Annotated in this window: 20 protein-coding genes and 1 pseudogene; 10 read left to right on the plus strand and 11 right to left on the minus strand. The window is 70.7% G+C overall.

Annotated features, from left to right (window positions below; genetic code table 11):
* Positions 1–71 precede the first annotated feature (71 nt).
* The 3 genes from ntrC to dusB are packed head-to-tail and all read right to left on the minus strand — an operon-like array spanning position 72 to position 3,824.
* The gene (gene ntrC, locus ACI7BZ_RS16270) at positions 72–1,514 is read right to left on the minus strand and encodes a nitrogen regulation protein NR(I) (protein WP_414119189.1); all 1,443 of its coding nucleotides are present in this window, start codon (positions 1,512–1,514) and stop codon (positions 72–74) included.
* 7 nt (positions 1,515–1,521) lie between these two features.
* Positions 1,522–2,787, minus strand: coding sequence for a two-component system sensor histidine kinase NtrB (locus ACI7BZ_RS16275; RefSeq protein WP_414118205.1), 1,266 nt, complete (start codon positions 2,785–2,787; stop codon positions 1,522–1,524).
* Positions 2,784–3,824 (minus strand): tRNA dihydrouridine synthase DusB, encoded by a 1,041-nt coding sequence (gene dusB, locus ACI7BZ_RS16280; protein ID WP_414118206.1) that lies wholly within the window; start codon positions 3,822–3,824, stop codon positions 2,784–2,786. The genes ACI7BZ_RS16275 and dusB overlap by 4 nt, the downstream gene beginning before the upstream one ends.
* A 138-nt stretch (positions 3,825–3,962) precedes the next feature.
* Between dusB and ACI7BZ_RS16285 the strand changes: the two genes are divergently transcribed.
* From ACI7BZ_RS16285 to ACI7BZ_RS16300, 4 genes and pseudogenes are all read left to right on the plus strand, one after another.
* Positions 3,963–5,174, plus strand: coding sequence for a bifunctional 2-C-methyl-D-erythritol 4-phosphate cytidylyltransferase/2-C-methyl-D-erythritol 2,4-cyclodiphosphate synthase (locus ACI7BZ_RS16285; protein WP_414118207.1), 1,212 nt, complete (start codon positions 3,963–3,965; stop codon positions 5,172–5,174).
* Positions 5,171–5,656: pseudogene (locus ACI7BZ_RS16290) on the plus strand (CinA family protein); the annotation flags it as partial. The gene ACI7BZ_RS16285 and the pseudogene ACI7BZ_RS16290, both read left to right, overlap by 4 nt.
* A 74-nt stretch (positions 5,657–5,730) precedes the next feature.
* Positions 5,731–6,288 carry a Holliday junction resolvase RuvX gene (gene ruvX / locus ACI7BZ_RS16295; RefSeq protein ID WP_414118208.1) on the plus strand — a complete coding sequence of 186 codons (558 nt, stop codon included), beginning with the start codon at positions 5,731–5,733 and terminating at the stop codon, positions 6,286–6,288.
* 279 nt (positions 6,289–6,567) lie between these two features.
* On the plus strand, positions 6,568–7,506 hold the full coding sequence (locus ACI7BZ_RS16300; protein ID WP_414118209.1) for an AEC family transporter: 939 nt from the start codon (positions 6,568–6,570) through the stop codon (positions 7,504–7,506).
* Positions 7,507–7,550: 44 nt separating this feature from the next.
* On the opposite strand, the gene ACI7BZ_RS16305 is transcribed toward ACI7BZ_RS16300, so the two are convergent.
* Positions 7,551–7,988 (minus strand): hypothetical protein, encoded by a 438-nt coding sequence (locus ACI7BZ_RS16305; RefSeq protein WP_414118210.1) that lies wholly within the window; start codon positions 7,986–7,988, stop codon positions 7,551–7,553.
* Between the two features lie 287 nt (positions 7,989–8,275).
* On the opposite strand from ACI7BZ_RS16305, the gene cobS reads away from it, so the two are divergent.
* The 3 genes from cobS (at position 8,276) to ACI7BZ_RS16320 (ending at position 10,156) form a co-directional block, all read left to right on the plus strand.
* On the plus strand, positions 8,276–9,067 hold the full coding sequence (gene cobS, locus ACI7BZ_RS16310; RefSeq protein ID WP_414118211.1) for an adenosylcobinamide-GDP ribazoletransferase: 792 nt from the start codon (positions 8,276–8,278) through the stop codon (positions 9,065–9,067).
* Between the two features lie 97 nt (positions 9,068–9,164).
* Positions 9,165–9,422 carry a DUF1289 domain-containing protein gene (locus tag ACI7BZ_RS16315; protein WP_414118212.1) on the plus strand — a complete coding sequence of 86 codons (258 nt, stop codon included), beginning with the start codon at positions 9,165–9,167 and terminating at the stop codon, positions 9,420–9,422.
* A gap of 2 nt (positions 9,423–9,424) precedes the next feature.
* Positions 9,425–10,156, plus strand: coding sequence for a TIGR02281 family clan AA aspartic protease (locus tag ACI7BZ_RS16320; protein ID WP_414118213.1), 732 nt, complete (start codon positions 9,425–9,427; stop codon positions 10,154–10,156).
* A gap of 103 nt (positions 10,157–10,259) precedes the next feature.
* Here ACI7BZ_RS16320 and ACI7BZ_RS16325 read toward each other — a convergent pair whose 3' ends face one another.
* A complete protein-coding gene (locus ACI7BZ_RS16325) occupies positions 10,260–11,093 on the minus strand; it encodes an aldo/keto reductase (protein WP_414118214.1) in 834 nt (277 codons plus the stop codon).
* Between the two features lie 292 nt (positions 11,094–11,385).
* On the opposite strand from ACI7BZ_RS16325, the gene serA reads away from it, so the two are divergent.
* Positions 11,386–12,663 (plus strand): phosphoglycerate dehydrogenase, encoded by a 1,278-nt coding sequence (serA, locus tag ACI7BZ_RS16330; protein ID WP_414118215.1) that lies wholly within the window; start codon positions 11,386–11,388, stop codon positions 12,661–12,663.
* A gap of 82 nt (positions 12,664–12,745) precedes the next feature.
* Here serA and ACI7BZ_RS16335 read toward each other — a convergent pair whose 3' ends face one another.
* The 5 genes from ACI7BZ_RS16335 to ACI7BZ_RS16355 form a co-directional block, all read right to left on the minus strand.
* Positions 12,746–13,843: a hypothetical protein gene (locus ACI7BZ_RS16335; protein ID WP_414118216.1), complete on the minus strand. Its 1,098-nt coding sequence runs from the start codon at positions 13,841–13,843 to the stop codon at positions 12,746–12,748.
* A gap of 22 nt (positions 13,844–13,865) precedes the next feature.
* Positions 13,866–14,480: an Isoquinoline 1-oxidoreductase subunit gene (locus ACI7BZ_RS16340; RefSeq protein ID WP_414118217.1), complete on the minus strand. Its 615-nt coding sequence runs from the start codon at positions 14,478–14,480 to the stop codon at positions 13,866–13,868.
* 9 nt (positions 14,481–14,489) lie between these two features.
* On the minus strand, positions 14,490–15,005 hold the full coding sequence (locus ACI7BZ_RS16345) for a (2Fe-2S)-binding protein (RefSeq protein WP_414118218.1): 516 nt from the start codon (positions 15,003–15,005) through the stop codon (positions 14,490–14,492).
* 11 nt (positions 15,006–15,016) lie between these two features.
* Entirely contained in the window at positions 15,017–17,788 is a 2,772-nt protein-coding gene (locus ACI7BZ_RS16350; RefSeq protein ID WP_414118219.1) for a xanthine dehydrogenase family protein molybdopterin-binding subunit, read from the minus strand.
* 320 nt (positions 17,789–18,108) lie between these two features.
* Positions 18,109–18,921 (minus strand): LuxR C-terminal-related transcriptional regulator, encoded by an 813-nt coding sequence (locus ACI7BZ_RS16355; protein WP_414118220.1) that lies wholly within the window; start codon positions 18,919–18,921, stop codon positions 18,109–18,111.
* 487 nt (positions 18,922–19,408) lie between these two features.
* Between ACI7BZ_RS16355 and dusA the strand changes: the two genes are divergently transcribed.
* Both dusA and ACI7BZ_RS16365 read left to right on the plus strand, forming a co-directional pair.
* Positions 19,409–20,362 carry a tRNA dihydrouridine(20/20a) synthase DusA gene (gene dusA / locus ACI7BZ_RS16360; protein ID WP_414118221.1) on the plus strand — a complete coding sequence of 318 codons (954 nt, stop codon included), beginning with the start codon at positions 19,409–19,411 and terminating at the stop codon, positions 20,360–20,362.
* Between the two features lie 132 nt (positions 20,363–20,494).
* Positions 20,495–21,331, plus strand: a complete 837-nt coding sequence (locus ACI7BZ_RS16365) for a sulfite exporter TauE/SafE family protein (RefSeq protein WP_414118222.1) — start codon at positions 20,495–20,497, stop codon at positions 21,329–21,331.
* Between the two features lie 6 nt (positions 21,332–21,337).
* On the opposite strand, the gene ACI7BZ_RS16370 is transcribed toward ACI7BZ_RS16365, so the two are convergent.
* Entirely contained in the window at positions 21,338–21,976 is a 639-nt protein-coding gene (locus ACI7BZ_RS16370; protein ID WP_414118223.1) for a hypothetical protein, read from the minus strand.
* Positions 21,977–22,121 lie beyond the last annotated feature (145 nt).

A 22,121-nucleotide genomic window follows, 5' to 3' on the forward strand; every position in this document is an offset into this window, starting at 1 on the left:
CACCCCGGACGCCGCGGGACGGGACAAGGCAGGCCTTCCGGCCGAACTGCGTCCCGTCACCGCCCCTCGCATCAGCGCGAGGTGCGGATGACCTGGATGTCGAGGTCGCGGATCTTCTTGCGCAGGGTGTTGCGATTGAGGCCCAGAAGCTCCGCCGCCTTGATCTGGTTGCCCCGCGTCGCCGCCAGGGCGGCGGACAAAAGCGGATATTCCACATCCTTCAGGATGCGATGGTAGAGGCCGGGGGGCGGCAGGTCCTCGCCGAAGCCGGAGAAATAGGTATTGAGGTGGCGTTCCACCGAGGCGCCGAGGGTGGTGTCCACCGGCCCCTCCTCGGACAGGGCGCTCGGCATGGGTTCCGAGAGCTCGGCCTCGATGATGGCCGGGGTGATCACCTCCTGCGGATAGAGCGCCGCGAGGCGCCGCACCATGTTTTCCAGCTCGCGCACATTGCCCGGCCAGCGGTAGCGCTTCAGCCGGTCCAGGGCGGCGGTGTCGATCTGCTTGGCCGGCAGGCCTTCCCGCTCGGCCTGGAGGAAGAAGTGGCGCACCAGGTCCGGCACGTCCTCCGAGCGCTCGCGCAACGGCGGCAGGCGCAGGGGCACCACGTTGAGGCGGAAGAACAGGTCCTCGCGGAACAGCCCCTGCTGGATCAGGGTGCGAAGGTCCTTGTTGGTGGCGGCGATGATGCGCACGTCGGTCTTGATGGGCGTGCGGCCGCCGACGGTGGTGTATTCGCCTTGCTGCAGCACGCGCAGAAGGCGGGTCTGCGCCTCCATGGGCATGTCGCCGATCTCGTCGAGGAAGAGGGTGCCGCCCTCCGCCTGCTCGAACCGGCCGGGATTGCGGGTGGTGGCGCCGGTGAACGAGCCCTTCTCGTGGCCGAACAGCTCCGATTCGATGAGGTCGCGCGGGATGGCCGCCATGTTGATGGCGACGAACGGCCCGGTGCGGCGCTTGCCGTAATCATGCAGGGCACGGGCCACCAGCTCCTTGCCGGTGCCGCTCTCCCCGGCGATCATCACGGTCAGGTCGGTCTGCATCAGGCGGGCGAGCAGGCGGTAGATCTCCTGCATGGCGGGCGAGCGGCCCACCAGCGGGATATTGTCCTGCTCCTCGGGGGCGTGGTGGCCGTGATCGCCCTTCTTCGGCTCCGCCAGGGCGCGGCCGACGATGGAGATCAGTTCCTTCAGGTCGAACGGCTTGGGCAGATATTCATAGGCCCCGCGCTCGGAGGCGCGGATGGCGGTCATGAACGTGTTCTGCGCGCTCATGACGATGACCGGCAGGTCCGGCCGCGCCTTCTTGATGCGCGGCAGGAGGTCGAAGGCGTTCTCGTCGGGCATCACCACGTCGGTGATGACGAGGTCGCCGTCGCCCTGGCTCACCCAGCGCCAGAGCGTGGCGGCGTTGCCGCAGGAACGCACCTCGTATCCGGCGCGCGAGAGCGCCTGGTTGAGCACGGTGCGGATCGCGGCGTCGTCGTCGGCGACCAGGATGCTTCCGGTAGGCATCGACACCTCAGTTTTCCTCTCGGGTCGGGCTCTTGCCGCGATACATGGGCAGGAGCACGCGGAAGGTTGTACGGCGGGGCTGGCTGTCGCATTCGACGATGCCGCCGTGGTCGCCGATGATCTTCGCCACCAAAGCAAGACCGAGGCCAGAGCCGGTGGGCTTGGTGGTCACGAACGGGTCGAACAGGTGCGGGACGAGATCGTCCGGCACGCCCTTGCCGTTGTCGCGGACGCAGAACTCCAGCGGCAGGCTCACCTTGGAGGAGGCGCCGGGAACCGTCAGGCGCACGCCCGGCCGGAATGCGGTGGTCAGCTGGATTTCGCCGTCCTGGTCGCTGTCGATGGCTTCCGCCGCATTCTTCACCAGGTTGAGAAACACCTGGATGAGCTGGTCGCGGTTGGCCAGCACCGGCGGCAAAGAGGGGTCGTATTCCTCCACGAACCGGATGTGCCGTGCGAAGCCGGACGATGCCAGCGTGCGCACATGCTCCAGCACCGCATGGATGTTCACCGGCTCGCGCTCCACCGGGCGCTCGTCGGAAAACACCTCCATGCGGTCCACCAGCTTCACGATGCGGTCGGCTTCCTCGCAGATGAGGCGGGTCAGCGCCCGGTCCTCGTCATCGGCGGACTGCTCCAGCAGTTGGGCGGCGCCGCGGATGCCGGACAGGGGGTTCTTGATCTCGTGCGCCAGCATGGAGGCGAGCGCGCTCACCGAGCGTGCGGCGCCGCGATGGGTGAGCTGGCGGTCCATCTTGTCGGCGATGGTGCGCTCCTGGAGCATCACCACCACCTGTTCCGGCCGCTCGGCCACCGGAGCCACATGGATGTCCACGATGCGCTCGCCGCCGTTGCGGGGCGTGCCGAGGTCCACGCGATATTCGTTCACCGGCGCGCCGCGGGCCCGCACCTGCTCGATGAGGCCGAGCAGCGGCGTGCCGAACGGCACGAACTCGGTGAACGGCCGGCGCCGCAGCAGGGGCGCGCTGACCTCGAAGAAGGCTTCGGCAGCCACGTTGGCGTCGGCCACATGGCCGTTCTCGGTGATGGTGAAGACCGGGTGCGGCACCGCGTCGAGGATGGCCCGCGTCAGGCCGCCGGCCGTTTCCTTCCCGCCGTCCCGGTGCGTCGGCACAGGCGATTCGGCCTCGGCCTTGCTCCGTGCCTCCAGCCTGGCCTCCACCTTGGCTTCGGCTTTGGCCTTGGTCTCGGCTTCGGCCTTGGCTTCAGCCTTGGCTTTCTTGCCGTCTTGCTTTCTGGCTTCGGCCTTCATGCCGCCGCCCTCCACATGAGTTCGTCGAAGGCGGCGGTGATGCCCGCCTTCACCTTCGCAGGATCTTCGAGAATGAGGAGCCGGCGACGCCAGCCCGCAACGAAGGCGGATTGCGCATCCGGCGCGCGCCCCGCCGCAGCCGCCTCCAGCGCCCAGCCCACATGCTTGCGCGCCTGGCGCACGCCGAGTTCGATGCCGTAGAGGCCCAGCCAGCCCTCATAAAGCTCCAGCAGAACGTCGCGCTGCTCGGGAAGGGGCGGCTCGGCCACCTCGCCCTGCCCGGCGAGGGCGCGCGCCACGCGGCCGGGAAACCACGGCCGGCCCTGGGCCCCGCGCCCGATCATCACCCCGTCCGCGCCCGAGGCGGCGAGAATGGCGGGACCGTCGCCGGTGGACACCACGTCGCCATTGGCCACGACGGGGATGGACACCGCCGCCTTCACCGCGCGGATGGCGGTCCAATCGGCCCGGCCGGTGTAGAACTGGCAGCGGGTGCGCCCATGCACCGTGACCAGGGCAAGGCCGCACGCCTGCGCCATGCGGGCGAGTTCGGCCGCAAGGGGCGCGTGCTCGTCCCAGCCGAGCCGGGTCTTCACCGTGACCGGAACGCCCACCGCCGCCCGCACCGCCTCAAGAATGGCGCGGGCCAGCGGCAGGTCGCGCAGCAAGGCGGCGCCGGCGGCGCCGGTGATGACGCGCTTGGAGGGACAGCCCATGTTGATGTCGATGATGGCCGCGCCCGCCGCCTCCGCCATGCGGGCGGCCTCGCCCATGAGGCGCGGGTCGTTGCCGGCGATCTGCACGGCATGCAGCGGCACCCCCTCCCCCTCCGCCCGCAGCATCATTTCGCGACGGCCGCCGAGGAGGGCGTCGCTCGCCACCATTTCTGATATGACCAAGCCCGCGCCATAGCGCACGGCCATCCGCCTCACCGGCGCATCCGTGATCCCGGCCATGGGCGCGAGAAGCACAGGATTGGGCAAAGCGTGGGGACCGACCCGCAACGCCGGAATGGAAAATGCGACGATCTCTTGCACAGAAATTAGGCCACCTCGGTTCTGCCTACATCTTAGACAAATATGCAGCCTGCGCAAGGGCGGTCTGCGTGCATGTGCAGCGCAGCACCTCGGCGCCCCGCGCGGCCGCCGGCCCCGCCGCGCTGCGGGCAAGCGCGGATGGAGCCTGACGTGAGCGGGACAAGTCCGGCCGAATGTGTCGCCATCATCGTCGCCGCCGGTCGCGGCACGCGCGCGGGCGGAAGCCTGCCGAAGCAATACCAGAGCCTCGCAGGCGAGCCGGTGCTGCGCCGCACCCTGCGCCTGTTTGCATCCCATCCGGCCGTCACCGCCGTGCTGGCGGTCATCCATAACGATGATTCCGGCCTCTTTGCGGACACCGCGCGTGATCTGCCCAAGATACTGGCACCGGCCACCGGCGGAGCCACCCGGCAGGCATCCGTGCGCGCCGGCCTGGAAGCCCTGGCCGCGCGGGGCATGGCGCCGGCCATCGTGCTGGTGCACGACGCCGCCCGGCCCCACGCCTCGCCCGATTTGGTGGCGCGGGCCATCGCGGCGGCACGCCATGCGGCGGCGGCCATTCCGGTGCTGCCGGTGACCGACACGGTGAAGCGCCTCGACGCTTCAGGTGTCGTCGCGGAAACCCTGGACCGCGCCCGGCTGCGCACGGTGCAGACCCCGCAGGCCTTCCGCTTCGATGCCTTGCGCGCGGCCCACGGGGCGGCGGCGGCGGCCGGGGTGGACACCCTGACCGACGATGCGGCAGTCATGGAATGGGCCGGCCACCTGGTGGCCACCTTCGACGGCGAGGCAGGAAACGTGAAGCTCACCACCCCCGAGGACATGGCCCGCGCCGCCGGCGCGCCCCTGTCCGCCCTTCAGGACGTGCGCACCGGCACCGGTTTCGACGTGCACGCCTTCGGCCCCGGCGACCATGTGATGCTGGGCGGCGTCGCCGTGCCCCACGGCTTCGGCCTCGTCGGCCACTCGGATGCCGACGTGGGCCTGCACGCCTTGACCGACGCCATTCTCGGCGCCCTGTGCGACGGCGACATCGGCGCCCATTTCCCGCCCTCCGACCCGCAATGGAAGGGCGCGTCCTCCGACCGCTTCCTGGCCCATGCGGTGGAGAAGGTGGCGGCGCGGGGCGGGCGCATCGCCCATCTCGACCTCACCCTCATCTGCGAGGCGCCCAAGGTGGGGCCGCAGCGCGAGGCCATCCGCGCGTCCATCGCGGCGATCACCGGCCTCGGCGTGGATCGCATCTCGGTGAAGGCCACCACCACCGAGAAGCTCGGCTTCACCGGCCGGCGCGAGGGCATCGCGGCCCTGGCCAGCGCCACCATCCGCCTGCCGCTGGAGGATGCATGATCGACGCGGAAACCTACGCCCGCGCGGTCGCGGCGCTGGACGCCTGCCGCGCCCGCGGCCTCACCCTCGCCACCGCGGAATCCTGCACCGGCGGGCTCGTGGCCGGCGCGCTCACCGCCGTGCCGGGATCGTCCGACGTGGTGGACCGCGGCTTCGTCACCTATTCCAACGCCGCCAAGGCGGCCATGCTGAATGTTCCGCAGGAGACGCTGGACGCCTTCGGCGCGGTGAGCGCGCAGACCGCCCGCGCCATGGCCGCGGGCGCGCTCGCCGCCGCGGGGGTGGACCTTGCCGTCGCCATCACCGGCGTGGCCGGCCCGGGCGGCGGATCGGCGGAGAAGCCGGTGGGGCTGGTGCATTTCGCCTGCGCCCGCCGCGACGGCACGGTGGCCCATCGCGAGATGCGATTCGGCGACCTCGGCCGGGCCGGGATTCGCCAGCGCTCGGTGCTGGTGGCGCTGGACATGCTGGCCGAGGCGGCCGCCGCCTGACCCGCGGGTGCCCCCCGGGACGCGCCGCCATGGCCGCCTTCGCCCCGGCATGCTAGCCATGGGCGATGACGGATGCCGCCTCGCCTGCCGCCCCTGCCCCCGCCGCCCCAGCGGCGGACAGCCCTGCCCCCATCGGCCCCCTGGCCGAAATCGCCGCCTTGCTGCCGGCGCGGGGAGGCCTGATCGGGCTGGATCTCGGCACCAAGACCATCGGCGTCGCCTGCTGCGACCCGGAGCGGCGGGTGGCCACCGTGGTGGAAACCGTGCGCCGCACCAAGTTCACCGCCGACGCCGCCCGCCTCGTGGCGCTGGCGAACGAGCGCCGCGCGGTGGGCTTCATCCTCGGCCTCCCCCTCAACATGGACGCCTCCGAAGGCCCCCGCGCCCAGGCCAGCCGGGCCTTCGCCCGCAATTTCGCGCGCCTGGCCGGCCGCCCCATCGCCCTGTGGGACGAGCGCCTGTCCACCGTCGCGGTGGAACGCGCGCTGATCGCCGCCGACGTGAGCCGCGCGCGCCGCGCCGCGGTGGTGGACCAGCACGCCGCCGCCTTCATCCTGGAGGGGGCGCTCGCCTTCCTCGCCCGCATTGCGGCGAACGAAGCGCAAACCGGCGACGCGGACTGATTCGGTCCCCGCCTGTCCTCCCGCTGTTCCGCGCCGGCGACAGGACCTGTGCCATTGCGGGACACTTTTTTCCGGCCCGGAGGCCGCCCGCAATCCCCTTCACCGGCCGCCCCCCGGCCGCGGACCGCGCCGATCCCGGTTCCCTGTAGGCGGATCGCGCTCTCTATCCTGAGTTTAGAGGGCGATTCACCGAGCAAATGGATTCAATTTGCTCGGATCGCGCTCTAAAGGGATTAATTGCCTGCCCGCACAGGGCCGGTCCCCTATGTGTGTGCGTGCATGTCCATCATCCTTACCGCCCTCGCCCCGGTCTTCCTTGTCATCGCCCTCGGCGTCATCCTGCGCCGCGTGCTGCTGAAGGACCCCGCCCATTGGGCGGCGCTGGAAAAGCTCACCTATTTCGTGCTGTTCCCGGCCCTGCTGGTGGTGTCCGCCGTGAAGGCGGACCTCTCGCAGGTGAACGTGCTGGCGGTGGCCGGCGCCCTCATCGGCACCGTGGTGGTGCTGTCCGGCCTCATCCTCCTGGTGCACCGGCCGCTGATCGCGGCGCTGGCGGCGGACGGGCCGGCCTTCACCTCCCTGTTCCAGGGGGCGGTGCGGTGGAACACCTATATCGTGCTCGCGGTGGCGGGCGGCCTGTTCCGGGCGGAGGGAATCACCATCGCCGCCATCGCGCTGGTGGCCATGATCCCGGTGGTGAATGTCATCTCGGTGCTGGTGCTGGCGAGCTTCGCGGGCCGCCATGCGCCCACTTTCGGCTATGTGGCCGGCCAGCTCGGGCGCAATCCCTATATCTGGGCGTGCGGCCTCGGGGCGGTGCTGAACGCCACCGCCTTCCCGGTGCCCGCCGTCATCCTGGAGTTCGGCGACATCCTGGGGCGCGCATCACTGGCGCTGGGGCTGCTGGTGGTGGGCGGCGGGCTGGTGCTCGATCGCCTCGCCCGGCCGCGGGCCATCGTGTTCGCCGCCCTCGGCCTGAAGCTGCTGGTGAAGCCGGCCATCGCTCTGGCGCTGTCGCTGGCGCTGGGCCTGACCGGGACCGAACTGGTGGTGGTGGCGATCACCGCGGCGGTGCCCTCCGCCCCCAACGGCTATGTGCTCGCCCGCCAGATGGGGGGCGATGCGCCGCTGCTGGCGGAGATCCTGACCCTGCAGATCCTCGGCGCCGCCGTGACGCTGCCGCTGGTGGTCACCCTCGCCACCGCTTTGGCGGGATAGGGCGGCCGGCAGGGGCCGCCCCGGGCCAGCACCCCTCCGTTTCCTCAGCAGGGCGACCAGTATCCGCCGCCCCCCGGCCCGGTGGCCACCCAGCAGCTGCGCGGGCGCGGGGCCGGGGCCGGCTCCAGATAGACCCGCGGCGCGGGCTGGTAATAAACCACGGGCGGCGGCTCGTAATACACCACCGGCGGCGGGGGTGGCGGCGGGGCGGAAGCCGCGGCCCCGGCGATGGCGGCCGCGCCCAGAATGCCCAGGGCCACGCCGGCCCCCACGGCGGCGCCGTTGTTGCCGCAATTCCAGCATCCGCCGTACCAGCGGCCGCGATACCAATAGCCCACGCTGACGGGCGCGGCCGCATGGGCGGCGCCGAGGGCGAGGGCGCCGGTGCCGAGGCCGGCCGCCTGTGCCGGCACCGCAGCGCCGGCCACCGTGGCCGCCACCAGCGCAAGTGCCGCGAGCTTCGCCCGGACGAGAGACGTCATGACAGCAACTCCCCTTGATCGCAGGCACGTGCGCCTGTGCAAGACCCTGCCGGGGCGCCCACCTCGCTCCGAAGCGGCGGTCCCGATCCCGCCGCAAGGCTCGGGGAAACTTTCCGCCAAAGTGTGGCGCCGGCCGGGTGGTTTGAAGAACATGGTTCACGAACCATGAACGACCCTGAAGCGGCGTGAGGCCGCCCGCCTGGCCCCTTGACCCGGGCGGCGAATAAGGCTCCCAAGGGCGCGGTGGTGGCGGACCTTCCCGCGCCCGCCCCTGTGCCGGAGCGAAGATGCAGCCCGACCGGATCGCGACCGACCTTGCCTGTGCCCTGCGCTTCTATTCCCGCCTGCCGCTGCCTGCGGGGCGGGACGATGCCCAGGCGTTCGCCGCGCCGAATCTCGACCGCATCGCCTATGCCATCCCCCTGGCGGGTGTGGTGATCGGGCTGGTGGGGGGCCTCGTGCTTCTGGCCGCAACGGCGCTGAAGCTGCCCGCCTTCCTCGCCGCCGCGCTGGCGGTGACGGCGCTGGTGCTCACCACCGGTGCCTTCCACGAGGACGGGCTGGCCGACACCGCCGACGGCCTGGGCGGCGGGCGCGACCGAGCGCAGCGCCTCGCCATCATGCGCGACAGCCGCATCGGCACCTACGGCGCCAGCGCCCTCGGCCTGGCGCTGCTGCTGCGCATCGGCGCCATCGAGGCGCTGGTGACAGCCAGCGGGCCGCTGCGGGCGGCGCTCACTTTGGTGGCGGCGGCCGCCGCCTCGCGGGCGGCGGGGATCCTGCTGCTGCTCGCCCTTCCCCCCGCCCGATCCGACGGGGCCGGGGCCGCGCTGGGGGAGCCCTCGCCGGAAGCGGCCCTTGCATGCGGGCTCGTGGCGGCGCTGGTGACCGCCGTCATCCTCTTGCCCAGCTTCGGCGTGGGGGCGGTGTTCGCCGGCCTCATCGGCCCGCTCCTGGCCCTTGGCGTGATGATGCGCCTTTCCGGCCGGCTCATCGGCGGACAGACCGGCGACGTGGCGGGCGCCACCCAGCAGGTGGCGGAGATTGTGTTCCTCATCGGCGTGCTTATCTTCGGCTGACGGGGCGCCGGCGCGGGATTCGCCTGCCGCCGGCGCGCCCCGTGGCGCCCTCTGGCGCCGCGACGCCTTTCTGCCCAACGAGCGGTTCCGCGCCATCATGTCCCCAGTGCCCAGCCCCCCTGCGGGCGCACCCGCGACGTCGCCGGCAACGGCCGCCCCGGCCATCGCCTCGCCCTGCGTCAAGAGGTGCGCCATCGAGCCCCTCAGCGGGCTGTGCGAGGGCTGCGGGCGCAGCCTGCGGGAGATCGGGGCCTGGACCTCCTATGCCCCGCAGATGCGCGCGGCGATCATGGCCACCCTTCCCGCCCGCCTCGCCCGGCTGAAGGCCGCCGCGTCGGACACATTCCCGGACTGACCATGCGCGGCGACCGGCTCCTCTGGATCCTCCTCATCGGCCTGTTCGGCGGCGTGGTGGTGCTGGCCGTGCACCACGAGCAGGGGCAGATCGCGGGGCTCGACCTCGACCAGTTCGGCGGCCTGGTGGGCCAGCTTGCCCTCGCCATCTTCATCGGCGCGGCGCTGTGGTCCATCGTGCGCGGGCGGGTGGCCGAATCGCTGCTCGCGGCCACCTTCTGGGTGGTGCTCGCCGCCCTGCTGGCGGTGGGCTACACCTATCGCGAGCCTCTCGCCACCGTGGGCCGCCGCGTGCTGGCCGAGGTGGCGCCCGGCTATGCGGTCAATCTCGCCCGCTCGGGCGCCGGGGCGGTGACCTTGGAGGTGACGCGGGCCGCGGGCGGCGATTTCGCCGTCAGGGCCGCCGTCAACGGCACCGGCATTTCCATGCTGGTGGATACCGGCGCCTCCTCGGTGGTGCTCACCCACGAGGCGGCGCAGGCGGCCGGCCTGCCGGTGGACTTCCTGAAATACGACGTGCCGGTGGACACCGCCGGCGGCCGCACGCGGGCCGCCGCCGTGGTGCTCGACAACATCATGGTCGGCGGCATCGTGGAGCGGCGCGTTCCGGCCCTCGTCTCGCCCGCGGGGATGCTGCGCACCAGCCTGCTCGGCATGAGCTTCCTGTCCCGCCTCGAAGCCTTCGAGTTCCGCGGCGACCGGCTGGTGATGCGCGGGGCGGCCGAGGGGCGCTGATCGCCGCGTCCCCTCTCTCAGGGTCGGCGCTGCCCTAGTGGATCAAGGCGTTGTGGTTCGACCTGGTCGCGACAGATGGGTCCCATCTGTCGCGGTCGAACCACTAGATCATCTCCAGCGCCACCTTGCGGCGCGGGGCGGGGAAGTCGCGGTCGATGGCGGCGAGGTCCTCGGCATCCAGAACCAGCGCGCGGGCGCGGGCATTGGCTTCCACATGGCTGATGCGGCTGGCCTTGGGAATGGCGATCACGTCCGGCCGCCGCATCACCCAGGCCAGGGCCACATGGAACGGGTCCACCGCATATTTCTTCGCCACCGCCCCCAGCGCGCCGCTGCGCGGCAGGCGCGCCTGCTCGATGGGGCTGTAGGCCATGGCGGGAATGCCGGCGCGGGCGAGGAAGGGGAACAGATCGAACTCCGGTCCCCGGCGGCTGACATTGTAGAGCACCTGGTTGGTGGCGCAGGCGCCGCCGCCGGCCTTCTGCAGGTCCTCCATGTCGCTGGTGTCGAAATTGCTCACGCCCCACAGGCGGATCTTGCCCGCCCGCTGCAGCGCCTCGAAACCGGCGATGGTTTCCGCAAGGGGATGGCTGCCGCGCCAGTGCAGCAGATAGAGGTCGATGCGGTCGGTGCGCAGCCGCTTCAGGCTGCGCTCGCAGGCCGCCTGCACCCCGGCCCGGCTGGCATTGTGGGGGAAGACCTTGCTGACCACGAACACTTCGTCGCGCCGGCCGGCCATGGCCTCGCCCACCACCTCCTCGGCGCCGCCGTCGGCATACATCTCCGCCGTGTCCACGAGGGTGAGGCCGAGGTCGAGCCCGGCGCGCAGGGCCGCCACTTCCCCGGCCCGCCCCGCAGCGCTCTCACCCATGTACCAGGTGCCCTGGCCGAGGGCCGGCACCAACTCGCCGTTGGGAAGCGTAACCGACTTTGGCATAAGGTATCCCTGCATTCGGCGCGGACCTTACCCCAGGCAGTGTCCGGGTCCCAAGCTCCATGTGGCGCTGGGTTGCTCCGGCGCGGACGCGCGGGGGATGCAGCCCCGCGCACATCGCATGGCGGCACAGTGCACCAAGGGCCGCCGTCTGTGATAAGGGAGGCGCGATGGCCGCGCGCGTGATTGCGGCGCCGGCCTTTGTGTCGCAGCGACGGCCACCGCCGCCTGCGGCAAAAGCCGCGCATCCCCGAAAGCCGGGGATCGCCGCCCCATTCTGAAGGACGCCGCGACCGTGCTCGACAGCCACTCCCCATTGCCGCAACTCTCCCTTGCCAAGGACAAGATCCGGGTCCTGCTCCTCGAAGGCGTGAACGACAGCGCCGTGGAGATCCTCACCTCGGCCGGATATTCCAACGTCACCCGCCTGCCCAAGGCGCTGGAGGGCGAGGCGCTGAAGGAGGCCATCAAGGGTGTCCACATCCTGGGCATCCGCTCGCGCACCCAGATCACCCCGGACGTGCTGGAGGCGGCCGACCGCCTGATCGCCGTCGGCTGCTTCAGCGTCGGCACCAACCAGGTGGACATCGACGCCGCGCGCCGGGCCGGCGTGCCGGTGTTCAACGCCCCCTTCTCCAACACCCGCAGCGTGGCGGAGCTGGTGATCGGCGAGATCGTGATGCTGCTGCGCCGCGTCATCACCCGCTCCAACGCCGCCCATGACGGCCGCTGGGACAAGTCCGCGAACGACAGCCACGAGGTGCGGGGCAAGACCCTGGGCATCGTCGGCTACGGCAATATCGGCTCGCAGCTCTCCAACCTGGCCGAGGCCATGGGCATGCGGGTGGTGTTCTACGACCACACCGACAAGCTGCGCCACGGCAACACCGAATCCACCGCCAGCCTGTACGAGCTTCTGGCGCAGAGCGACGTGGTGAGCCTGCACGTGCCGGAGACGCCGGCCACCCACGGCATGATCGGCGCCGCCGAGATCGCCGCCATGAAGCCCGGCGCCTACCTCATCAACAACAGCCGCGGCACGGTGGTGGACCTCGACGCGCTGGCGCAGGCCCTGCGCGAGAAAAAGCTGCGCGGCGCCGCCATCGACGTGTTCCCGGTGGAGCCGCGCTCCAACGCCGAGCGCTTCCAGTCGCCGCTGCAGGGGCTGGACAATGTGATCCTCACCCCGCACATCGGCGGCTCGACGGAAGAGGCGCAGGAGCGCATCGGCGCCGAGGTGGCCCGCAAGCTGGTGGACTACAGCGACACCGGCTCCACCATGGGCGCGGTCAACTTCCCGCAGGTGCAGCTGCCGGCGCGCCCCCGGGGCACGCGCTTCATCCAGGTGCACCGCAATACCGCGGGCATGCTCGGCCGGCTCAACGACGTGCTCGCGCACCACGCCGTCAACATCGCCGCCCAATATCTCGAAACCTACGGCGACGTGGGCTACGTGGTGCTGGACGCGGACGCCTCGGCGGCCGACAGCCAGCGCGTCCTTGCCGATATTCGCGCGCTGGAAGGCACCATCTTCGCCAGGCTGCTGTACGAATACAAGGCATCGGCCGACTGAGGCGAAACCCGCCCGGGCGCACGCGGCAACGCCGGCGCCCGGGTCCTGCCGCAACGGCGCGGATCGACCGGCCGGGCGCGCTTCAATGGAGGTCGTCGAGCGAGGCGGCACCGGTTCCACCGGTGATGAGCGCCGGCCACTGCCGGGAGCCGAAGGGCACCTGGGGCGGAAGGAACGCCTCCTTCCCGCGCGCCTTCATCCCGGCGATGATGGCCTTGCGGGCATCACCTCCCATCAGCTCGTAGTCCATCAGCCGGTCGTTGTTGAAGAACAGCCCGCCCACCGAGCGGTCGGAGATGATGCGCACCAGCGCCGTGAGCATGTCGTCGGGGGTGGTGGTGAACGAGATGGTCTCGATGAGCACCAGCCGGTCGTTGATCGCCTCCGGCCCGAAATACTGGGCAAGGACGCTGAACAGCACATTGTTCTGGCGCGCCACATAGATGGTGTTGCTGGCGCCATAGGCCTGGTCGAAGCTGCCGCCAAGCTCCGTCTTCCAGCCGTCGAGCACGCCCATCCAGTGCTCCACCTGCGTCTGCGCCGCCCAGGCGATGGCGTTGCGCAGCACCGGCGCCTGCTTTTTGGCGAAGGCCTGGACCGCATCGAGGCGGATGACGCCCCTGGCGAGGCTCTCTTCCATGAAGGCGATGTTGTTCTCCAGGATCGCGCGCGCGTTGGCCCGCCACTCATCGGGCATCTGCGCCGCGCCGATGCCGTCGAGGGCGCTTTTCATCTCGGTCAGGTAGGCCCGCATGGGCGCAACCCAGGACGTGTCGCCGGGATTGTCCAGATAGGGCAGCACCACCTCCGAAACCGCCATGGTGCTGTGCCCCAGCGACTTCATCACCTGGTAGACCTTGGGCACCGGGGGCGCCTCCAGCGGCGGCTGGCCCGGCCGGTAGAGGATCATGCGCCCGCCGGCGCCGGAGAACAGCGCCAGCACCACCGGATGCTTGGCCAGGATGTTGCGGCGGAAGGCCATGCCCGCAGTGTCGTAGAGCGAGAACATGGTGGTGTTGAGCTGGAGCACGTTGCGCGTGGCGATGTCCTGCGCCGATGGCGGGGCGGGAGGCCCGGAGATGGGCTTCAGATAATCCGGCAGATCGGCGGCCCCGGCGCCCCACGTGGCGGATACGGCAAGCGCCGCCGCCAGGGCCAGTGCGACAGGCAGGTGTCTCATCGCGTCCTCCTCTTTGTGTTGATCAGTCCGGGCAGACGGCGCCGCTCGCGACCCAGGCCTTGGCGAGAACCTTCGCCTGCTGCTGCGAACCCGGTGCCGGCGTGCGCCCGACGCCGGGCTGCCAGGCCCAGCCGACCAGCGTGTCGTCGCCGATATGCGTGACGAGATCGTCCAGCGAGCGCCCGCCGTTGCGCTTCGGGTCCTTGATCTGGACGCAGATTTCGCCCGGCGTCTTGCCCTCCCACGCCATCTGCGCGGGGGCGAGATGCCAGGCGGGGTGGCCCGGCATGCCGGCGGGGTCGAAATTGGCGCCGCGATGGCAGGTGGCGCAGCGCAGGCCGGCCTGCCCGAAGCCATCGGCACCGCGGACCACCGGCGGCTGGTGGAGGCGCGCCCTGTCCCCCTGCCGCGGCCGGTCGGTGGCGGGGTGGCAATTGGTGCAGCGCGGATGGGTCAGGACCTTGCCGAGCTCGGTGAAATAGGCGGCCGAGCGCCGGGCCGGGTCCGCGACCGATGCGAAATCCTGCGGCGAGGCGAGGGTCCCCTCCGGCGCCCCCAGGGCGAGGCCCGCCGCCGCGAGCAGGCCGGCCAGCGCCGCCAGGGGAAGGATCGTCACGAAGCGCCGGCCGATGGTCATGCGGGCACCTCAGGTCAGGAAGCGCTGGGGATCGGCGAGCACCACGTCGCGCACCGCCTCGTGATATTTCACATAGCCCGAGCAGCGGCACAGATGCCCGTCGAGGGCCTCGGCGATGGTGCGCTCCAGTTCCGCCCGGGGGATCGGCGCCCGCTCCAGGCGTTCCAGCAGAACCTGCCCCTCATTGAGGAAGCCGGGCGTGCAATAGCCGCACTGGAAGGCGAAATGCGCGATGAAGCTCCGCTGCAGCGGCGTCAGCCCCCCGTCGGCGGCGTGGCCCTCCACGGTGCGGACCCTGAGCCCGTCGAACTCGGTGGCCGCCACCACGCAGGTGGGCATGGTGGCGCTCGTGCCGTCCGCCTGATCGACGATGACGGCGCAGCTCAGGCACTGGGCGGCGCCGCAGCCGAACTTGGTCCCCGTCAGCCCCAGCACCTCCCGCAGGAGGTCGTTCATGGAGAGGTCCGCGCGCACGTCCATGGGGCCGTGGGCGCGACCGTTGATGGTGAGCGAGATGGCGGGCATGGCGGGCTCCTTCACAAGGCGCGCCGGACATCGTCCGGCGTGACCGGCAAGGCCCGGAAGCGATGGCCGGTGGCATCGTGGATGGCGTTGAGGATGGCCGGCACCACCGGGATCATCACCACCTCGGCCATGCCCTTGGGCGGCTCGTTGGGCGCCACCGGCGCCAGAACCTCCACCTCCAGCGCATGGATCGGCAGATCGGAGGCGCGCGGCACCACATAGTCACCGAGGTTCCAGCGCCCGTTGCCGGGGCCGTCCTCGAACGGCGGAAGGGTCTCCAGAAGCGCGTAGCCGACCCCCATGGCAAAGCCACCCTGGGCCTGTCCGAGCACCACCTGGGGGGTGAGCACCTCGCCGCATTCCAGCACGCTGTAGGCCCGCGCCACGCGCACGGCACCGCTCGCCCTGTCCACCTCCACCCGCACCAGCGTGCCGCAGCTGGAGGTGAAGGCGGTACCGATGCGGTTGTAGCTGGCCGGCGGGAAGGCGACGAAGCTGCGGTCCAGCACCCGGAATTCCCCGTCCCCGCGGCGCACCGCCAGCGCGTCGATGTCGGCCGCCCAGTCGAACCCGTCGAGGGGAAAGGCGGCCTGCGCCCACGCCCAGCGGGAGAAGGCATGCGCCATGGCCCCGGTGAGCGCCCCCATCTCATGCGCCCGGGCGGCCACCTGCGGCTGCGGCAGCGGCGGCAGGCCGGAGAGAAACAGCATTCCCTCCTGCCAGAACGCCTCCTGCCACAGGTAGCGGCGCGGATCGTCCGGCGCGATGCCCCACAGGGAAAGCGCCGCCGGCCACAGGCCGAAGCGCAGGACGATGCGCGCCGCCTCCGCCGCCGCCTGGGTTCCCACATGGGCGCCGATGGAGGCGCTGGTGGCCGAGCTGATGGCCGGCACCCAGCGCGGATTGCGGGCGGCCAGGTCCTGCGCGGCCTGCGTGATGGTATAGGGATCGTCCGACGTGACGAGGCCGAGGGCGTCGTAGGCGTCGATGCGGGCGACGGACACCTCGTCCGCCATCCGCCCGAGGAGGCGCGCCACGCGGTTCGCCACGGCGGTGCCGATGCCGTTGCCCATCTCCACCGCGTCGCAGGCGATGCGGATGCGCCCGGCCGGGTCGATCTCCACCCGGCCGAGGGCGCAGTCGGCGCCGGTGCCGTAGTCCTTGGCGCACACCGCAACGCCGGTGCCCACCAGCGTGCCGGCGGGCGCGGCCCTGCGCGCCGCGGCACGCTCGCGCCACAAAGCGTGGCCTTCGAGCCGGTCGAGGATTTCCGGCGTGCGCACCGAGACGGTCCAGGGGTTGCCCGCCATGGTGCGGCCGCCGGCCTTCAGGAGATTGCGCCGCCTAAGGGTGATCGCGTCGAGGCCGAGGGCTTCGGCGGCCTCGTCCACCAGGGTCTCCAGCGCCGTCGTGGTCTGCAGCACGCCATAGCCGCGCATGGAGCCCGCCGTCACGCCGCGGCTGTGCTCGGCAACGGTGGTCACGTCCACCTTGGGGACATCATAGATGCCGATGGCGGAGGTGGCGGAGACCACCGCCACGCTCGGCGAATAATTGGCAAGGCCGCCGCCGTCGAGCACATGGTCGGCGGCGAAGGCGCGCATCCGCCCGCTGGCGCGCTCGAACGCCACCTGCGTGCGCATCTGGAAGGCGTGGCGCTTGATGCCGCCCTGGAACTGCTGGACCCGATCATGGGCGAGGCGGATGGGCCGGCCCGGAAGGAACATGGCCGCCAGCGCCACGTAGAGCGGGAACGGCGTGTGGTCGCGCCCGCCGAATCCGCCGCCGACATAAGCGAAATGGCTCTCGATGCGCTGCGGCCGGAATGCGGGCGCCGCCGCCCCGAGCAGGTGGCCGAGGGCCTCGCTGGCCTCCAGCGGCGATTGCACCCCGAGCACCAGCCGCAGCGCCTTCGCCTCCGGCTCGTACCAGGCAAGGCCGCCCTCGGGCTCCAGGAACATGGGGTCCACGCTCTGGGTGCGGAAGCTGCGGTCGAGCACCAGCGCGCCAGGGTCCGCGGCGGCGATGGAGGCGCGGATCTCCTCGCCATAGGTGGCACCCTTCCTGTATTGGCCGCCTTCCGCGGTGGGCAGGGGCCGCCAGATGGGCCGCCCGCTGTCCTCCACGAAGCCGGGGCTGACCCAGCCTTCGATCAGCGGGGAATAGACATCGGGCGCATCCGCCGTGGCACCGGCGACGCGGGTAAAGCGCAGGGCGGCATAATTGGGCTGCGCCGCTGGCCCGGTCGCGGCACCGAAGGTCACCGGGCGCGCGGTGCGCAGGGCGAGGCGCGCGCGGTCGAAGGCATCGAAGGTCTCGAACAGCGCCAGCGCCACCGGCTGGCCGAGATAGGCCGGCGTCGTGCCCACCGGACAGAAGAGATCGCCGGCATAGAAAGGCGGCACGCGGATGCCGGCGCGGGCAATCTCCGCCGCCGTCACCACCTGTGCCGGGCGTGCGGCGGCGTCGAGGGCGGCAAGATCGAGGCCGGTGAAGACGTGGGCGGCGTCCGCGGCGCGCAGGAGAAGCGCGTGGGCCGTGGTGGAGGGCCATCCCTCCATGTCCGCGGCGCGGAAATCGGACGCATAGAGCTTCGCCCCCGTCACCTTGGCGACGGCATCGATCCGCCCCCGCGGGACCGGGGCGGGACCGGGCGCGGCAGGACCCGCAGGCGCCGGGCCGGCATCAAGGGGAGCGGCGTGGGGCGGGCTCATGCGCGCCATGGCCAGCATGATCCCACTCGCCGAAGCCCAGCTGACAAACTCACGCCGCGAAGGACGCATCTTGTGTCATCCTTGCCAAACGCAGTCTGCGAACAGATCGGCGAGCCTATAGCAAAATATTTGCCATGCCTCCACCGATTCCTATTCAACAGCCATACTGACCATTTCAATATTTGCGCACTTCATCATGCGCGATGGAGGTATTTTTGTTTCCGCAAAAACCACACCAAAAGAACCGGCATGGATTGCGATGCGGGATTCAGATCCGGCATAAGCGATGAAGAGAGCGTTCAAGGTGCATAACAAAATCGCGGGACAGCCTGCTATTCCCTCATTTGAGGGATAGGGTCGGCGGCAGGTTTATGAATACCGCTGCAAGGTCATGCGCGGTCCCCACCATCGCCCATCTGGAAGCGGCGCAGCAGCATGGCGTGGGAGCGGACCGCGAAATGACGGTACACCGCCCGCTGATATTGGGCGATGGTGTATTCTGACAGGGCGAGGCTCGCGGCCATCTCCTTCCGGGTGCGGCCATCGAGCAGAAGGTTGAGCACCAGGCGCAGCCTCGGGGAAAGGCGGGGCACGCTGGCCCCGCGGTCGGCGGGCCACCCCTGTTCATGCAGCCAGGGCAGCTCGCTGAGGAGAACGTGGGCGATGCGGCATTCCCGCTCCGAAAACGCGGGCGCGTCCCGGCGCCGGAAGACCGAGATGGTACTGACGGCGCGCTCGTCGATCGGGCGCAGGGAAAAGATGAACGGCCCGATATCGGCGTCGCACAGGTGGCCGTTCACGCCGGAGGCGATGAAGGCCGGCTCGTCGATGATCTGCTGGCGCATGCGTGTCACATGGGCGTTCTTTTCCCGCATCTCCCCGAGGAGCTTCTGCGAGGTCCACGCCATGTCGGGATGTCCGGCCGCAAGCAGCAGCCGCGCATAGCGCGCCTCGTCGAGGCCGCCATGGGCCGTGCCGAGATAGACCGGCTGCGCGCCGGGCTCGGCGAGACAGCCCAGGCTCCAGGTCCATGCATCGGCATTGACGAGGGCGCACAAGCCCTCGACCAGCTGCCGCTTCACCCCTGGAAAATCCTGCCGCGAGGTGATGACGTCGCCAAGGAGGCGCACCATCGCGCGCACATCCGCCACCGAGAGCAGGTCGTCGGGACCGGGGCAGAGGGAGGAGGCGTCATGGCTCATGCGACACTCGCGCGGGCGGCGTGGGGCGGGAGGCGTGGGGCGGGCGGCACATCCGCCGGATCTTCGCGGCATGGAGCCGAACGCTTCCACACTGTGACCGCTCGCCAAACCCGCAGCAAGTCGCCTGGCCGACCTCGACGCCTCCGGCCCGGCAGGCGCAGGGGCCCACTACCCGGGCGCGGCCGCCTCGGCGCAGCTCCGTCCCCGGCACAGCTCGATGAATTGCTCCATGTCGAGCGCCCATTCCTCGGCATCCTTGCGGCGCAGGAGCGTCTCGTTGACGTACTGCCCCTTGCGACGGGTCCGGGCTCTCCATGAGCCGGATTTTGGTTTAGTGAAGGTGCAATCCGTGTGCGCTCCCGGTGCGTGCACGGGTCGAAAAAGCGAAAATCGGGGCGTAAAATGAGATGCGCACGACCCGGCCCGGCGCCGTGAAATTACGAGAATAATGCTTATAAATCAAGATATTGCCTTCTCCGTGGCCCCCATGATGGACTGGACCGACCGGCATTGCCGGGCCTTCCATCGCACCTTTTCGCGCCATGCGCGGCTCTATACGGAGATGGTGACGGCGCCCGCCATTCTGCATGGGGACCGCGCGCGGCTGCTGGGCTTCGGCGCGGCCGAGCATCCGGTGGCGGTGCAGCTGGGCGGCAGCGATCCCGCGCAATTGGCGCAGGCGGCGCGCATCTGCGCCGATTTCGGCTATGACGAGATCAACCTCAATGTGGGCTGCCCCTCCGATCGGGTGCAGGGCGGCAATTTCGGCGCCTGCCTCATGCGCGAACCGCAGCTGGTGGCGGAGTTAGTGGCCGCCATGAAGGCGGTGGTGACGGTGCCGGTCACCGTCAAGTGCCGTATCGGCGTGGACGAGCAGGACCCGGAAGTGGCCCTCGACCTTCTGGCCGACGCGGTGGTGGCCGCCGGGGCCGACGCCTTGGTGGTGCATGCCCGCAAGGCCTGGCTGAACGGCCTTTCCCCGCGCGAGAACCGCGACGTGCCGCCCCTCGACTATGACCGCGTGCGCCGGCTGAAGGCCCGCCTGCCCCATGTGCCAGTGGTGCTCAACGGCGGTCTTTCCTCCATCGCCGAAGGGCAGGCCGCCGCGCAGGGGCTCGACGGCATGATGCTGGGCCGCGCCGCCTATCACGAGCCCGAGCTGCTGGCGCAGGTGGACCCGCGTCTCCACGGCGTGCCTGCCCCCCATGCGGACACCTTCGCCGCCCTCGATGCGTTCGAGCCCTATATCGCCCACCATCTGGAGGCGGGCGGGCGGCTCGCCGACATCACCCGCCACATGCTCGGCCTGTTCGGCGGACGCAAGGGTGCGCGCATCTTCCGCCGGCGGCTCTCCACCGAAGCCATCGCCCCCGGCGCGGGGCTGGAGGTGCTGCGCGCCGCGGTGGATGAGGTGCGCCGCCGCGACCGGCTGGCGGCCTGAACGAATTTACCGCGGCTCTGCGTGGAACGCGGGCCTCGCCGGCCGGCGCATGCGGCCGGTGCCATGGACAGGCCGGCGAATCTGCGCGAGGTCTCGCCTCCCGCCGTTCCGCCCCTCCCCGCCGAGGCTGCCATGCTCTCTTCCGTCTCCGCCAGCGAGATCGCTATGCTGCTTGCCGCCCTTCTGGCCGGTGGGGTGCTCACCGGGCTCATTGCCGGCATGCTCGGCGTGGGCGGCGGCGGGGTGATCGTGCCGGTGCTGTACGAGGTGTTCGGCGCCCTGGGGGTGGACGAGAGCGTGCGCATGCAGCTGTGCGTCGGCACCTCCCTTGCCATCATCATTCCCACCGCCTTCACCTCCCACCGCGCCCACATGGCCAAGGGCGCCGTGCTGCCGGGGGTGGTGCGCACCTGGCGGCTGCCGGCCATCGCCGGCATCATCACCGGCAGCGCCATTGCGGCGGTGGTGGAAGGCTGGGTGCTGCAGGCGGCGTTCGTCGCCATCATCTCGCTGCTGGGCACCAAGAGCCTCATCGGCCGCAACGACATCATGATCGCGGACCACCTTCCCGGCGCCACGACCATGCGCATCTACGGCTTCTTCCTCGGCCTCGCCTCCTCGCTGGTGGGGATCTCGGGGGGCGGCATCGCCACCAACATCCTGCTGCTCTATGGCGTGCCGATCCATGCGGCGGTGGCCACCTCCGCCGGCATCGGCATCATCATTCCCATTCCCGGCGTCATCGGCTATGCGGTGGCCGGCTGGCCGCACATAAGCGAGCTGCCGCTGCTGTCGGTGGGCTATGTGTCGGTGATCGGCTTCCTGTGCATCGCCCCGGTGGCGGCGGTGGTGGCGCCCTTTGGCGCACGCTTCGCCCACCGGCTGAGCCGCCGGCAGCTGGAAGTGGGCTTCGGCAGCTTCCTGCTCTTGATCGCGGCGCGCTTCCTCTACGCCATCATCCACGGCTGAGCGGGATCACCAGCGGTGGGAGAAGCCCGCCGTGATGGATTTGTTGAGGGTGGAGCCGGTGTCGGCCACCGAGGTGGTGAGGGAGATGTCGCCGAACAGCTTCTGCTGCGCGCTCACGGTCGGCAGGAAATTCGGCGTCTCCTGGGTGGCCTTGGTGCCGACGGAGAAGGTGGTTCCGGTCTCCACCAGCTTCAGGCTCACGGTCTTGTCCGTCTCCCATGCATCGCTGGCGCTGGTGACGGAATAGGTGTCCGCCAGCGTCGCATCGAGGCCGGTGGCGACGGTGAAGCTGCGCGAGAAGGTGGTGGCCACCTTGCCGGCGCCGTTGGCGGGGCTCACCTCCAGGTTCACCGAACTCTTCTGCCACACCAGCCAGTCGGGCAAGGCGGCGAGATTGAGCCGCGCATAAGCGGTGCCGCCGAGGGTGGATGCGTCGGTGCCTGCCACCGGCGCGGCGCTGGCGGCGGCGGCGGAAAGGTCCATGCCCACCACGGTGCCGATCTCGTCCACCGCGCTCGAATAGGTGAGGGATGTGGTGCCGTCCGCATTCAGCGTCCGCTTCGCCTGCACCGTGGGGTCGGCGGCGGCGGGGCTCGCGGCCAGGAGCGCCAGGGGCAGCAGGAATGCGGCGGTGCGGGGCATCATCGGCGGCGTCCTGCGGTGGGAGGGGCGGGGCTGCCACCGTCCGGCCGCCCGATACCGTGGGACCATCGCGGTGCAGTGCGGAAAGTTTAAGGCGGGGACCGGACGGAACCGTGGCCCCGCCCCCTTTCCACATGCATGCGCCGCA

The sequence above is a fragment of the Xanthobacter sp. AM11 genome (assembly GCF_047444035.1).
Classification (GTDB): domain Bacteria; phylum Pseudomonadota; class Alphaproteobacteria; order Rhizobiales; family Xanthobacteraceae; genus Xanthobacter.